At 66.7% G+C, this 14,417-nt stretch carries 12 protein-coding genes; 6 read left to right on the top strand and 6 right to left on the bottom strand.

Going from position 1 to position 14,417, the window contains the following annotated elements:
- The first annotated feature begins 8 nt into the window (after positions 1-8).
- A complete protein-coding gene (locus AB3K92_RS17465; RefSeq protein ID WP_048022629.1) occupies positions 9-1,409 on the top strand; it encodes an MFS transporter in 1,401 nt (466 codons plus the stop codon).
- 138 nt (positions 1,410-1,547) lie between these two features.
- Positions 1,548-2,096 carry a GNAT family N-acetyltransferase gene (locus AB3K92_RS17460; RefSeq protein WP_048022628.1) on the top strand — a complete coding sequence of 183 codons (549 nt, stop codon included), beginning with the start codon at positions 1,548-1,550 and terminating at the stop codon, positions 2,094-2,096.
- A gap of 119 nt (positions 2,097-2,215) precedes the next feature.
- Here the strand turns inward: AB3K92_RS17460 and AB3K92_RS17455 are convergent, their stop codons facing one another.
- Positions 2,216-3,142: an ADP-ribosylglycohydrolase family protein gene (locus tag AB3K92_RS17455; RefSeq protein ID WP_369465503.1), complete on the bottom strand. Its 927-nt coding sequence runs from the start codon at positions 3,140-3,142 to the stop codon at positions 2,216-2,218.
- Positions 3,143-3,312: 170 nt separating this feature from the next.
- On the bottom strand, positions 3,313-4,215 hold the full coding sequence (locus AB3K92_RS17450) for a hypothetical protein (RefSeq protein ID WP_369465502.1): 903 nt from the start codon (positions 4,213-4,215) through the stop codon (positions 3,313-3,315).
- A gap of 315 nt (positions 4,216-4,530) precedes the next feature.
- On the opposite strand from AB3K92_RS17450, the gene AB3K92_RS17445 reads away from it, so the two are divergent.
- Positions 4,531-4,944, top strand: coding sequence for a PPC domain-containing DNA-binding protein (locus AB3K92_RS17445; protein WP_059497028.1), 414 nt, complete (start codon positions 4,531-4,533; stop codon positions 4,942-4,944).
- A 125-nt stretch (positions 4,945-5,069) separates the two neighbouring features.
- Here AB3K92_RS17445 and acnB read toward each other — a convergent pair whose 3' ends face one another.
- A complete protein-coding gene (acnB, locus tag AB3K92_RS17440; RefSeq protein WP_048022625.1) occupies positions 5,070-7,655 on the bottom strand; it encodes a bifunctional aconitate hydratase 2/2-methylisocitrate dehydratase in 2,586 nt (861 codons plus the stop codon).
- A 610-nt stretch (positions 7,656-8,265) separates the two neighbouring features.
- Here acnB and AB3K92_RS17435 point away from each other — a divergent pair.
- Positions 8,266-9,021, top strand: coding sequence for a BPL-N domain-containing protein (locus AB3K92_RS17435; protein ID WP_369465501.1), 756 nt, complete (start codon positions 8,266-8,268; stop codon positions 9,019-9,021).
- 11 nt (positions 9,022-9,032) lie between these two features.
- On the opposite strand, the gene AB3K92_RS17430 is transcribed toward AB3K92_RS17435, so the two are convergent.
- The 3 genes from AB3K92_RS17430 to AB3K92_RS17420 form a co-directional block, all read right to left on the bottom strand.
- Positions 9,033-9,506: a nuclear transport factor 2 family protein gene (locus AB3K92_RS17430; protein ID WP_059484814.1), complete on the bottom strand. Its 474-nt coding sequence runs from the start codon at positions 9,504-9,506 to the stop codon at positions 9,033-9,035.
- 304 nt (positions 9,507-9,810) lie between these two features.
- Positions 9,811-10,059, bottom strand: a complete 249-nt coding sequence (locus AB3K92_RS17425; RefSeq protein WP_021161497.1) for a hypothetical protein — start codon at positions 10,057-10,059, stop codon at positions 9,811-9,813.
- A 639-nt stretch (positions 10,060-10,698) separates the two neighbouring features.
- Complete coding sequence (locus AB3K92_RS17420; protein ID WP_021161496.1) at positions 10,699-11,133, bottom strand: universal stress protein; 435 nt, start codon at positions 11,131-11,133, stop codon at positions 10,699-10,701.
- A gap of 369 nt (positions 11,134-11,502) precedes the next feature.
- Here AB3K92_RS17420 and AB3K92_RS17415 point away from each other — a divergent pair, with 369 nt between their 5' ends.
- Complete coding sequence (locus AB3K92_RS17415; RefSeq protein WP_369465500.1) at positions 11,503-12,987, top strand: amidase; 1,485 nt, start codon at positions 11,503-11,505, stop codon at positions 12,985-12,987.
- A gap of 628 nt (positions 12,988-13,615) precedes the next feature.
- Positions 13,616-14,302 (top strand): hypothetical protein, encoded by a 687-nt coding sequence (locus AB3K92_RS17410; protein WP_369465499.1) that lies wholly within the window; start codon positions 13,616-13,618, stop codon positions 14,300-14,302.
- Positions 14,303-14,417 lie beyond the last annotated feature (115 nt).

Below are 14,417 nucleotides of genomic sequence, written 5' to 3'. Positions count from 1 at the left end.
TCCCCCGCATGAGCACTTTCGACAATGTCGTGGCCGGTCGCGCCACGATGGAAGCTGCCGCCTCCACGCCCGGCGCGATCATCGCGCGGCTCGAGCGGCTTCCGGCCAACGCAATGCAGATCCGCGCCCGCGTGCTGATCGGCACCGCGACGTTCTTCGACGGCTTCGACGTGATCACGATCGCGGCCACGCTGCCGCTGCTGATCCACAAATGGGGGCTGTCGCCGACGCAGATCGGCCTGCTGATCGCGTCCGGCGCGATCGGCCAGCTGATCGGCGCGTTCCTGTTTCCTGCGCTGGCGGAGAAGCACGGCCGCGTGAAGGCGATCGCGTGGAGCTCGGCCGTGATCGGCATCACGAGCATCGCGTGCGGCTTCGCGCCGACGTTCGAGATCTTCGTGCTGCTGCGGATCCTGCAGGGCCTGGGGCTGGGCGGCGAGCTGCCGGTCGCCGCGACGTACATCAACGAGATCACGCGCGCACATGGCCGCGGCCGCTTCGTGCTGCTGTACGAGATCGTGTTCCCGATCGGCCTGCTCGTGTCGATGGCACTCGGTGCGTGGCTCGTGCCGCGCTTCGGCTGGGAGATCATGTACTTCGTCGGCGGGCTGCCGCTGATCCTGTCGCTCGTGCTGACGCGCCTCGTGCCGGAATCGCCGCGCTGGCTCGCGTCGCGCGGGCGGCTCGCGGAAGCCGGGCGGGCGACGAGCGCGTTCGAAGCGTCGGTGCGTGGCGAGCTGCCGCCCGTCACGCAGGTGGCCGCGTTCGACGAGATGGTGCGCCAGCACCCGAAGCGCCGGATGAGCGACCTGTTCAGCGCCGCGTATCGCAAGCGCACGCTCGCGGTGGCGACGTTGTGGGCGACCTGCGGGTTCATCCAGTACGGGCTGTCGACGTGGCTGCCGACGATCTACAAGAACTTCTATCACGCGCCGCTGCAGCTCGCGCTGAACCTCGCGGTGATCGGCTCGGTGATGGGTGTGCTCGGGTCGCTGGCGTCGGCGCTGCTCGTCGACAAGCTCGGCCGCAAGCCGGTGATCGTGTGGTCGTTCGTGCTGTGCGCGCTGTCGCTGGCGTTCGCGGGTGTCTATCACGCGTCGTCGGTGTATGTCGTCTCGATCTTCTGCTCGCTGTCGCTCGGGTTGATGGCGTCGGGGTTCATCACCGCGTACGTCTATACGCCGGAGCAGTATCCGACGAGCATTCGCGCGTCGGGCTGCGGGCTCGGCAGCGCGTGGCTGAAGATCGCGTCGTTCGTCGCGCCGATGGTGGTGCCGCACGCGATCATCGGCGGGAATCTCGCGCCCGCGTTCTACCTGATCGGCATCGTGCCGCTGATCGCGGCGGTGACCGTGCACTTCGTCGGGATCGAGACGAAGGGGAAGGTGCTCGAAGCGCTCGAAGCGTAAGCGCGGCCGGCGGTAACAGATGACGTGCGCAGGCCCGGGCGATGCCCGGGCTTTTTGTTTTTCGCGGTGACGTTGGCATGGCCGACTCGAGGCTTGCGTGTTCTAATTCACGCTCCCGTTTTTCGATCGAGTGTCGTCATGCCCCTGTTCGAACCCGTCACGCTGGAAACATCCCGCCTCGTCCTGCGGCCGCTGCGCGAAGCCGACGCGCACGCCTTCTTCGAGATCTGGTCGGATGCGGAAGCGATGCGCTATTTCTCGTTCTCGCCGATGACGCACATCGAACAGGCCGTCGAGCGCGTCACGCGCAACCTGAACACGTCCGCGAGCGGGCAGGACCTGATCTGCGTGCTCGAACTGCGGGAAACCGGCGAAGCACTCGGCGAATGCGTGCTGTTCCATGCGAACGAGCAATGCCGGCGTGCCGAGATCGGCTTCAGCCTGCGGCGCCGGTACTGGCGCGGCGGCTACATGCGCGAGGCGGCGTCGGCCGTGATCGATCACGCGTTTGGCACGCTGCGGCTGAACCGGATCGAAGCCGATATCGATCCGCGCAACGTCGCGTCGGCGCGGCTGCTCGAACGGCTCGGCTTCGCGCGGGAAGGGTTGCTGCGCGAACGCTGGATCGTCGGTGACGAAGTGTCGGACAGCGCGCTGTACGGGTTGCTGGCGAGCGATCGCGGCTGATGCTGCGGCGGCGGTGTATTTCGCGGCGGAGACGATCGCGCATGCGTTGATGCAATTGCATGGCGCAATCGGGCTCGGCCTGCCAGGCTCGATTCGATGGCCGGCCGATGAGGTTGTATTCACAACTGTGCGAGCCAGCCCTCGACCTTGTCTTTCCCGCGCAGCGTCGCGACCCATCGGTCGGGCAACGCCCGTTCGCCGTACAGCACGCCGGCGAGGCCGCCGGCGATGGCTGCCGTCGTATCCGTGTCGTTGCCGAGCGCGATCGCGCGCTTCACGCAGTCCTCGTAGCTGCCCGTCGACAGCAGGCAATGGATCGCCGACCAGAAACTGTCTACCACGTAACCCGATCCTTGCGGCGCGTCGAAGCGGCCGTCGAGCACGATCTTCAGTTCGATTTCGTCGGCCGTGCCTTCGTAGCGCGCGAGCAGTTCGTCCTCGGCTGCGCGCACCGCATCGGGCGCGGGCTGGCCATCGACGATCCCCAGCGCCGTCAGGCAATAGAGCGCGCAGCAAAGCTGCGAACGCACGTGCCCATGCGTGACGACGCTCTGCTCGTGCGCGAGCCGGATCGCGTCGTCATAGGACGCGGCGACCATCACGACGGGGAAGCAGCGCATCAGCGAGCCGTTGCCGTTGTCGCGCTCGTCGCTGGGCCCGGCCGCTGCGGGCGCGGCGCCGGTCGCCAGCGCATGGAATGCGCGTTGCGTCTGCAGGCCGACGTCGAATACGCGGCCGTCCGGCGTGAATGCGCCGCGATGAAACCAGTCCAGCAGGTTGCCGGCGAACGTATCGAGATTCAGGTCGCGCTCGCGCAGCAGTGCGTCGAGCAGCGCGAGCGCCTGTGCACCGTCGTCGCTCCAGGTGCCGGGCGGTACGCCGTCGTGCGCGCGAGCGAAGCCCGGCGGCGGGGTCATGTCGATCGCGGCAGGGGGCGGAATCGAAGCGGCGTCGTGGAATTCGTACGGCACGCCGAGCGCGTCGCCGATCAGCAGGCCAAGCAGGCCGCCGCGCAGGCGGGATCGTCGGTTCGGAATCGCTGTCATCGAAAGGAATTCGGGTTGGGGCGGCTCGCGTCGCGGAAGACCATGCACAAGACCTTGAGTCGAACCCCCGTCATTATGCCGTCGCCGCCAATTGACGTACTTTTCGGACTGTTCGCCGGGCGCCTGCGCGCGGTGGCGGCCGCAGTCGTCGTTGAAACGACCCGCGACGATTACGTCAACGCTTGCCCGGCCGGCACGTCGACAGGCACTTCGCGCTCCAGTGCCTTGGCGGCGAGTTCCCCGACCCAGTCTGCATCGGCGGGGTCGACGACGCCATATTGGTCCGGCGGAAAAAAAGCATGGTGGTGAGCCGCCGCAGACAGACGCTCACATTCGGCGTGAGCCAGCAGATAGGATGTCACGGCCAATGGCGCCGCCGGTCCACTCCATCTCAATCCGATGCGGATATGGGTGCGTGGCGCAAATGCGATTGCCAATTCTCGCCGCGGGATCAATCGTTTCGTCTCCGACGGGAACGTTGGCGGCGCGTACCAATTGTCTGCCGCAATTCGATGATCCAGCACCAGCCAATGACCGACGGACGTTCGGGCCAGGATCCACTGCCTGAGTCGGGTCCTGCTGGATTTGAGCTTGCCGTCGATCCATTCGTCGACGTAGAGGGGTTCCGGATCGTAGTCGTCCGACCACACGACGATTGCTGAACATAGCGTATGGCGCTCCAATTCGACATGTCCGTTGGACGGCATTTCGCGCCAGTACCGCTGTCGGGTGCCGTACGTCGCGACGCACCAGTTCAGGCCGATCCACGCTGCGATGAAGAGCGCCGTGACCCATATGATGGTGACGGCTGTTCCGTCCACCGCACGATCCATGTCGAAGGTCGGATCGATCGTTCCGTGGTAAGCCAGCATACCCAGCAAATACGCGAGCACCGGGATCACAGGCCCGACTACGACCGGCAGCATCAGAATGGCGAGCCAGCTTCGGACATGCACGGTCCCCGCCGACCTGGCGCGCGCACGCTCCTCATCGCTCATCGCCGCGACTTCCCGCGCGGCAATGTCGTCGCTCGGGGTGTGGAACCGCTCATACGTATTCGGGCATTCGGGCATTCGTCGGGACGTTCGGTGAAGGGGGGCGATAAAGCAGGGATTTCCTCGAGGAACTGATTCTTGCATACGTCAGGGGCGGTTCTCAGACGGACGCGTGTGTGTTTCATACGGAAAACAAGACCGATGCGCTGCGGCCGGTGCGAAACCATGCGGCAGGGGCCCGTATGCGCGGGTGGCCCGGGGTCGAACGACATCGGATGAAACGACACCGGGAAGACACCGACGCGCGGGATTATCGAGCGCGGATGACTTGCCGGATTCACGGGACGAACGTACGCTGGGTCGATACCGCGATCGACCCACAGGTTCTCGACCATGCAAGCCCATCCTTTGCGTCTTTCCCCCGGCGACGATCTGCGCGGCGCCATCGAGGCAGCGCTACACCAGCATGAAGCGCATGCGGCCTTCGTGATCCAGGGCATCGGCAGCCTGAGCGTCGCGCAGTTGCGCTTCGCCGGCGTCGATCAGCCGACCGAGCTGCGCGGCGACCTCGAAATCCTGACGCTGGCCGGCTCGGTGTCGCCGGACGGCGCGCACCTGCATATGTCGATTTCCGATGCGGCCGGCCGCGTGACCGGCGGCCATGTTGCGAGCGGCTGTGTGGTGCGCACGACGGCCGAGATCCTGCTCGCGCTGCTGCCCGCGCATCGCTTCTCGCGCGAGCCCGACGCGGGCACCGGCTTCAACGAACTGGTGATCCGTCGCGAGCCGGGCGGCGACACCCTATGAATGCGACCATGCATCGATCGCTGCGTCCGTTTCTCGCCGCATAAAAAAAGCGCCGCGGCCTTTCGGCCCGCGGCGCCTTCCAGTGCGCTGCGACGTCGACCACCCGCCGCAGCCCGACTGCGTGCTTACACCTGCACGGTGTCGGCCACTTCCTTGAAGTCCTCGATCTGGTCGAAGTTCATGTACTGGTAGATCTTGTCGCCATTGGCGGTGAGCACGCCCATGTCGGCCATGTACTCTTCCTTGGTCGGGATCTTGCCCAGGCGCGAGCAGATGGCCGCCAGTTCAGCGGAGCCGAGATACACGTTCGTGTTCTTGCCGAGACGGTTCGGGAAGTTGCGGGTCGACGTCGACATGACCGTCGCGCCTTCGCGCACCTGAGCCTGGTTACCCATGCACAGCGAGCAGCCCGGCATTTCGGTCCGTGCGCCGGCCGTGCCGAACACGCCGTAGTGGCCTTCTTCCGTCAGTTGCTTCTGGTCCATCTTGGTCGGCGGCGCGACCCACAGCTTGACCGGGATGTCGCGCTTGCCTTCGAGCAGCTTCGACGCGGCGCGGAAGTGACCGATGTTGGTCATGCACGAGCCGATGAACACTTCGTCGATCTTGGCGCCGGCGACGTCCGACAGCGTCTTCACGTCGTCCGGGTCGTTCGGGCAGGCGACGATCGGCTCGTGGATGTCGGCGAGGTCGATCTCGATGACGGCCGCGTACTCGGCGTCGGCATCCGGCGACAGCAGTTGCGGGTCGGCCAGCCACTGCTCCATCGCCGCGATACGGCGCTGCAGGCTGCGCGGATCCTGGTAGCCCTGCGCGATCATCCACTTCAGCAGCGTGATGTTGCTGTTCAGGTACTCGATGATCGGTTCCTTGTTCAGGCGCACCGAGCAACCGGCGGCCGAACGCTCGGCCGACGCATCCGACAGCTCGAACGCTTGCTCGACCTTCAGGTCGGGCAGGCCTTCGATTTCGAGGATGCGGCCCGAGAAGATGTTCTTCTTGCCTTGCTTGGCGACCGTCAGCATGCCTTGCTTGATCGCGTACAGCGGGATTGCGTTGACGAGGTCACGCAGCGTGACGCCCGGCTGCATCTTGCCCTTGAAGCGGACCAGCACCGATTCCGGCATGTCCAGCGGCATCGTGCCGGTGGCGGCCGCGAACGCGACCAGGCCCGAACCTGCCGGGAAGCTGATGCCGATCGGGAAACGCGTGTGCGAATCGCCGCCGGTGCCGACGGTGTCGGGCAGCAGCATGCGGTTCAGCCACGAGTGGATCACGCCGTCGCCCGGGCGCAGCGCGATGCCGCCGCGCGTGCTGATGAAGTTCGGCAGCGTCTGGTGCGTCTTCACGTCGACCGGCTTCGGATATGCGGCGGTGTGGCAGAACGACTGCATCACGAGGTCGGCCGAGAAGCCGAGGCAGGCGAGATCCTTCAGTTCGTCGCGGGTCATCGGGCCCGTGGTGTCCTGCGAGCCGACCGAGGTCATCTTCGGTTCGCAGTACGTGCCCGGGCGCACGCCCTGGCCTTCCGGCAGACCGCATGCGCGGCCGACCATCTTCTGCGCGAGCGAGAAGCCCTTGCCGCTGTCGGCCGGCTGGTGCGGCAGGCGGAACAGCGTCGACGGCGCGAGGCCCAGCGCTTCACGTGCCTTCGCGGTCAGGCCGCGGCCGATGATCAGAGGAATGCGGCCGCCGGCGCGCACTTCGTCGAACAGCACGTCCGACTTCACCTGGAATTCGGCGATGACCTTGCCGTCCTTCAGCGCCTTGCCTTCGTACGGGCGCAGTTCGACCACGTCGCCCATTTCCATCTGCGACACGTCGAGCTCGATCGGCAGTGCGCCGGCGTCTTCCATCGTGTTGTAGAAGATCGGGGCGATCTTGCCGCCGAGGCACACGCCGCCAAAGCGCTTGTTCGGCACGAACGGGATGTCTTCGCCGGTGAACCACAGCACCGAGTTGGTGGCCGACTTGCGCGAGGAGCCGGTGCCGACCACGTCGCCGACGTAGGCGACCAGGTGACCCTTTTCCTTCAGCGATTCGATGAACTTGACCGGGCCGCGCTTGCCGTCTTCTTCCGGCGTGATGCCCGGGCGTGCGTTCTTCAGCATCGCCAGCGCGTGCATCGGGATGTCCGGGCGGGTGGTGGCGTCCGGGGCCGGCGACAGGTCGTCGGTGTTGGTTTCGCCCGTGACCTTGAACACGGTGATGGTCAGGCTTTCCGGCACTTCCGGACGGCTCGTGAACCATTCGGCGTCGGCCCAGCTTTGCAGCACGGCCTTCGCGTGCGCGTTGCCCTTGTCGGCGAGTTCCTTGACGTCATGGAACTGGTCGAACATCAGCAGGGTTTTCTTCAGTGCGTCAGCGGCGACGGCAGCGACGGCCTCGTCGGACAGCAGCTCGATCAGCGGCTGGATGTTGTAGCCGCCCAGCATCGTGCCGAGCAGTTCGGTCGCGCGTTCGCGCGAGATCAGCGGGCAGGCGGTCTCGCCCTTGGCCACGGCGGCCAGGAAGCCGGCCTTCACGCGGGCGGCTTCGTCGACGCCGGCCGGCACGCGATGGGTGATCAGGTCGACGAGCGTCTGCTCTTCGCCGGCGGGCGGGTTGGTCAGCAGTTCCACCAGTTCGGCGGTCTGCTGAGCCGTCAGCGGCAGGGGAGGAATACCGAGCGCGGCGCGGGCGGCCACGTGAGCACGAAAGTTTTCAAGCATGGGGAGACCTGCTGATATTGCGTTTGAGGGGAAGGCCTTGCCGGCACTCCGGGGCTGTTCCAGGCACTGCTTTGAGCGGGATTCTAATCTCAATGATCCGTAACGTCAAATGTCTTATGTCTTATATAAGAGTTGAGACTTGGGGGCGGGAAAGTGTGGGGGGCGCGGGGGAGCCGGTGATTGCGGATGTGCTTCGGCGGCGCGCCGGGGCATGCCTGCGGGCGAGGTGTCTCGGGTGTCCCGACTGTTGATGGGAGAAGCGGGGGCGGCGGTGTGCGTGAGCGGGATCCGGGGGGGCGTCCGTCTGCGCCGGGTCGCCCGCGTTGCGGCGCCGGCCGCTGTCGTGTGAACAGGCAAGGGGCGCCAGAGGCTGCGGCCCGCGCGGGGGCGTTACTGGTTACGAAACCCGGAAGCACGGAAGCACGGAAGCCGGCGGTGCACATTTCTGTACAAGCACACAGGAAACGGTACACACATACCGCTTTCGGGCGCCTACGCTGTATTTCACGTGCCTTTCAGCGAGATTTCAAAACACGGCGGCATTGGCGCGTGCCGGTCGCTTCGTCGTGAACGGCCGGCCGCGAACCCTCGAGTCCCGTCAATCCGGAACATGCGATCCAGAGAATCGATTTTCGTTGTCCTGTCGCTCGTCGCGTCGTCGCTCGTTCATGCGGCGGCGGCCGACGACGAAACGCGCGGCTTCGACAGCCACCCCGTCGCACTGGTCTATCGCGGCCCGGCCGCATGCGACGGTTGCCCCGAGACGATTGCGAGGCGCCTGCGGGAATCGGAGCACAAGTTCCGGGTGCTTTACGTCGGGCCGGCGGAAAAACGCCGGATCACGCCTGCCGTCCTGTCCGGCGCCGCGCTGTATGTCCAGCCCGGCGGCGGGCAGGACATCCCCGGCGCGGCGGCCAGCATCGGGAAAGCCTCGATCGAGGCCGTGCGTCAATACGTGTCGAACGGCGGGCGCTATCTGGGCATCTGCATGGGCGCCTACCTGGCGGGCGACCCGGGTTTCGGGCTGGTCGCGGGCCAGATCGACTCGGAGGTCGACCGGCCGCGCTCGACGCTTCACGGTATCGCGGACACGGTGACGCCGGTGGTATGGCGCGGGAAAAAACGCTGGATCTACTTCCAGGACGGCGCGATGCTCCCGGCCGCCCCCGGCGCGGCCGTGCTGGCGATCTATCCGAACCGCGACATCGCAGCCGCGACCTATCGCTACGGCAAAGGGCGTGTCGGGCTCGTCGGCCCGCATCCCGAAGCCGACGAAAGCTGGTATCGCGAGCACGGTCTCCGGAATCCGGACGGCGTTCTGCCGGACATGACGTACGACCTGATCAACGCGACGATGAAGCCATGACGGTGCGCGAGCTAATTCCGCCGCGCGCGATACGCGTCGAGGTTCTTCCGCGCCTGTGCGCGGATCGCGCGTTGCACGAAAGGCGTCCAGCCGAGCAGTGCGCCTTTCAGTCCAAGCGCCTGACGCGCCCAGCGCCACAGGTCGAAGCTGTCGCGATGTTCGACGATGCGCCCGTCGCGAAACCGGAACCGCGCGTTAATCCGGTTGACCACCATCCGGCCGGTCGTGGTGAACCGGTAATGGGCGATCCATTCGGCGCGCCCGGCCTGCTGATCCGCGGCGACGTCGCTGAACGTCAAGGAAAAGTCCTGCGCACGCGCGACCAGCATGCGCCACATGTCGCGTGCGAGGTCGCCGCGCAGCTCGCCGAACGCGGGATCGCTGAAGACGACGTCATCGGCATAGCAGGCGAGCATCGCGTCGATGTCGCGCTGCTGGAACGCCGTGTAGAAGCGCTGGATCAACTCGGTGTGCGGATGGCTCATCGTTGGGTGGGGTGTCGTTGCAGATGAAACGGAGTCTCGACGCGGCGGCCGGACATTCGACCGGTTGATCGACGGGGGCATGCCATACGGCAGGAACGCCCCGATCGAGCGGATGTCGACGTGTCTTCCACGCGACGATGCAGGCCACGTGCGGGCGTTCGGCATGACCGCCGTCCTGAACGTGACCTGCGTCGCGGCAAGTCGCGATATCGATCGAAACAAGCGGGAAGGGATGAGGGCGTGCGCGGCTCCTCCGGTTCAGCCGTCGCGACCCGAGCCCGGCCGGAGCGTCGGCGAATGCACGTCAGCGGTTCGCCAGCGCGACGTCCTGGTTGCCGCGCCCCGTCACCAGACAGCCCGACATGAATGCCTCGCCCTGGCTGCTGGCCGCTGCTTCGCCGAAGCCGCGGCCGAGCGCGTCGACCTTCACTTGCGCGGCGCCCTGTTCGCATGCGAGCGGGCTGGTGTCGCGGCCCTGCGCATGCAGGATCGCGCGATCGCCGATGAGGTATGCCAGCAGCGCGAAAACAGCGATATGTACGGCTCGTCTCATGGTTCGTCTCCTCGTCGCACAAGCGTAACGCGGACACGTTCGACGAAGCACTTGGGGGTTCCCCCGGTAAACGTCTGCTGAATCGGGGGCGGGCGGGGTGATCGTGTCCCGTTTTTCGCGCGTTGCGGGCGGAGCGAAGGCACGGTTTCCATGCGGCCGGCGGCCGAAACCGGACGGGCGGCGAGACATTCGCGCGACGGTTTTCAGCGCGACAGGCCCGCGATTCGCGCGAGTTTGACGAATGTCAGGAGACGGGCGGGAGGGGGCGGCCGGACGGCCGTTCACAGCGATAGCATGAACGCATGATTTGACGGAACGCGATCGCGGAGGAATGCATCGGTTCCGGCAAGCGGGTGCGAATTGAACATCGCTGTCGAAATAGTGAGGAATCCAAATGCTTAACGTCTCTTCCGTCCTGATCAGCCTCGCTCCGATGTGGGCCATCCTGCTCGTGGCGTCTTCGGCAGCCGCCTATTTCGTGTTCTGGCGCAAGGTCATCAAGTAAGCGCGGCGGGAACGCCGGTGCGGGCGTGGGCGGTAACGCGGAACGCGGTAACGCACACCGGTGTCGCACGGCTCGCTGCAAACCCGTGGTCCGTCAGCGAACGGCCGCCGTCGCGTTGCCGCGCGTCATCGCCGTCATTGCACGGCCGTGACCGGCACGTTCGTAATCCGCACCAGCCGGCTCATCACGCTGCGGCGGAACACCGACATCAACGCATGCAACGGATCGTGCCGCGGCGCGGCGACCACGATCTCGTCGCACCCCGTCTCGGCCGCCACGGCCGCGATCGTATCGGCCACCGGGCCGACTTTCATCACGACGCTGTACTTGACGCCGGCTTCCTGCAGGATTCGCTCTGCCATCGCCAGGTCGGCGGACGCGAACTTCTCCTCGATCGAACGCAGCCGCGACAGCGGATGGTAGGCCTCGAGCCGCGTCGATTCGAGCGGCGCCTGAACGTTGATCAGTACGATTTCCGACGCGCACCGTTCGCGATACAGGAATGTCGCGTGGCGAACCGCCTGAAGCGAGCGGGGCGAGTGGCCGACCGGAACCAGCAGCTTGAGCATGAACGTTGTCCAGGAAACGAGATGATTCCAGCGTAGCGTGCGGCCGGGACGAACGATCTAAAGAGAACGGGCGGCCGCGTAAAAATGTCGTTAACGCGCACCGTCTCGTCCCGCACCTGATAGAAATATAAGAAATTTAAGTTTATGCGCATAAACGATTTCATCCGCGCGGGCGGCGCGTGCGAAGCGCGGCCTGTCCCCCCGATTCAGTCGGAACCGCAATGAATCGCGGCGGAAAATATCGGAGGTTGCCGATCCGGCGTCGCGTAGAGTAGTGCATCGGCCGCGGCGCGGCCCCCGCCCGGCCGTTTCGGGGGGCGTCCGCCGCCATGCGGCCCGCCATTCCATTCCGATTCCAGGAGACTCCGCATGCCGCACGGCGCCCCGCAGCTTCTCGCTCCCGCTTCCATCCCCGTCGACCCGATCGTGCGCCTGTCGGCCGGCGAACTCGCGTCGGCGATCCGCGGCAAGGCCGTGTCGTGCGTCGAGACGATGCGCGCGTATCTCGATCACGTCGAGCGCGTGAACGGCGCGGTCAACGCGATCGTCGCGCTGCGCGATCGCGACGCGCTGCTCGCCGAAGCCGCGGAAAAGGATGCGGCACTGGCGCGTGGCGATTACCACGGCTGGATGCACGGGATGCCGCAGGCGCCGAAGGACCTGGCGATGACGAAGGGGCTGCGGACGACCTACGGCTCGCCGATCTTCCGCGAAAACGTGCCGCAGGCCGATTCCGTGTGCGTCGCGCGGATGCGCACGGCCGGCGCGATCTTCATCGGCAAGACCAACACGCCCGAATTCGGGCTCGGCTCGCACACGTTCAACGAAGTCTACGGCGCGACGCGCAACCCGTACGACCTGACGAAAAGCGCGGGCGGCAGCAGCGGCGGCACGGCGGCGGCGCTCGCGTCGCGGATGCTGCCGGTCGCGGACGGCAGCGACTTCGGCGGTTCGCTGCGCAATCCGGCCGCGTTCTGCAACATCTACGGCTTCCGCCCGTCGCAGGGGCGCGTGCCGCGCTGGCCGGGTGTCGACGTGTTCGTGCAGCAGCTCGGCATCGAAGGGCCGATGGGCCGCACGGTCGGCGACGTCGCGCAGCTGCTCGCGATCCAGGCCGGCTACGACCGCAACGATCCGCTGTCGCTCGCGGAGGATCCGGCCGTGTTCGCGCAGCCGCTCGACACCGATCTGCGCGGCAAGCGCATCGCGTGGGTCGGCGACTGGAACGGCTATCTCGCGACCGAGGCCGGTGTGCTCGCGCTGTGTGAACAGGGGCTGGCGACGCTGCGCGAGATCGGCTGCGACGTCGATGCCGCACTGCCGGCGTTCGCGCCCGACCGGATCTGGCGCCTGTGGCTCGCGCACCGGCACTTGTTGTCCGGCGGCGGGCTGCTGGCGCACTATCGCGACCCGGCGCGGCGCGCGTTGCTGAAGCCCGAGGCGATCTACGAGGTCGAAGGGCTGCTCGCGGTGCAGGGCGCGGCCGTGTTCGAGGCGAGCGTCGAGCGCACCGCGTGGCATCAGGCCGTGCTGAGCTTCTTCGACCGCTACGACTTCATCGCGGCGCCGACTGCGCAGGTGTTCCCGTTCGACGTCGACCAGCGCTGGCCGACGGAGATCGCGGGCCGCGCGATGGATACCTACCACCGCTGGATGGAAACGGTCGTGCCGTGGACGCTGGCCGGCTGCCCGGTGATCAGCGTGCCGGTCGGCTTCAACGACGCAGGGCTGCCGATGGGGATGCAACTGATCGGGCGTCCGCGTGCCGATCTCGCCGTGTTGCAGCTCGCGCGCGGCTACGAGCAGGCGGCCGGATGGGTGGACGGGCGGCTGCCGGCGTGGATGGCGGGGTGATACGGCGGCCGGGCGATAGCCGGTTGCGGAGGGGGGATGACCAAGCGGGCGGCGGCAAGCCGCTCGTTTTGCTTTTGTTTCCGAACGTGTTGCCGGGGCATGTCACGCCGAGCCCGTGCTGTTCGTCGGCGCGCATCACACTGATCTCGGCACGGGCGCATTTGCGCGACGGTGTGGCGTCATGTGATTGATGCGGCACGGCACGTTCCGCGTCACGCCGCGCCGTGCTGTTCGTCGGCGCGCATCACGCTGATCCCGGCACGGGTGCATTTGCGCGACGGTGTGGCGTCATGTGATTAATGTGGCCCGGTACGTTCCGCGTCACATGCCGCCGGTCGATGTTGAATCCGACGCGCGGTTCAAGACGTGAGACGGCTGGCAGGCCACCGGCCGCGTCACCGTGCAGACGCCGACATTCGCCGCTATTGATGCGCCTCGAGAACGAATGTCGGCACACGGCCGATATCGCGCGGCAAACCCGGATAAATCCGCTCGAGCGCGTACGCCGGCCGCGGAATTGCAAGCCGCCGCACCGCATGATTTCGTTTCGATGTGTTTCAGTCGTTGCGGCGGCGCGCGGCGCGCTTCGACAATATTGGCCTCGATCATTCCGGCACGAGGAACACACATGAAACACATTCGCGCGACGGGCCGGTACCTGGCCTCGGCAGGCATCGCGTTCGGCATCCTGGCAAGCGGCGCCGCGCACGCGCAGCTCAACCTGCAGTCGCTCGGCGCGTCGCTGCTTGGCGGCGGGCAGCAGCAGGCGGCGCCCGCGCAGGGCGGCGTTTCCCAATTGCTGCAGGCTTACGTCGGCGCGAACCAGCAGGTGCTGACCGGCCAGTCTTCGCTCGCGTCGGCGATGGGCCTGACCGGCGCGGCCGGGCAGGCGCAGCAGGCCGCGAGCCAGCTGGCCGGCGGCGACGCGCTGACGCCGGCCGCGCTGTCGCAGATGGGCGGCGCGCAGCAATCGGTGTCGCAGGCGCTCGGCCAGGCGTTCGCGAGCGGCGGCGCGACGCACGGGCCGATCGACAAGCAGGCGTTCAGCAACGGCCTCGCGTCGCTCGGGCAGGGGCTCACGCAGTATTCGCAGCTGCAGTCGGGGCTCGGCAATCTCGGCTCGACGAGCGCGGCGTCGCTGTTGCAGTCGGGCCTGAACCCGCAGAACATGCAGGCTGCGTCATATATCGCGCAAAGTGCGCCGGGCCAGCTGCAGTCGCTCGCGGCGACGCTCAGCCAGGCCGTGCAGTTCGCGACGAGCCAGGGCATTTCGGTGCCGTCGGTCGCGTCGTCGGCGCTGAAGCTGCTGCCGTAACGTTGCGCGGGGCCGCGCGATGCAGTGCCGGCATCGCGCGCGACGGCGAAGATCGCCCCGCACAACATGGGGATTTCGCGCGATGTTATCGTGGCGTGTCCCTTTTTTCGGTGCA

It is taken from the genome of Burkholderia sp. Bmkn7 (assembly GCF_041103175.1).
In the GTDB taxonomy this organism is placed as follows: domain Bacteria; phylum Pseudomonadota; class Gammaproteobacteria; order Burkholderiales; family Burkholderiaceae; genus Burkholderia; species Burkholderia cepacia.
This window is presented reverse-complemented; position numbering and strand designations above follow the sequence as displayed.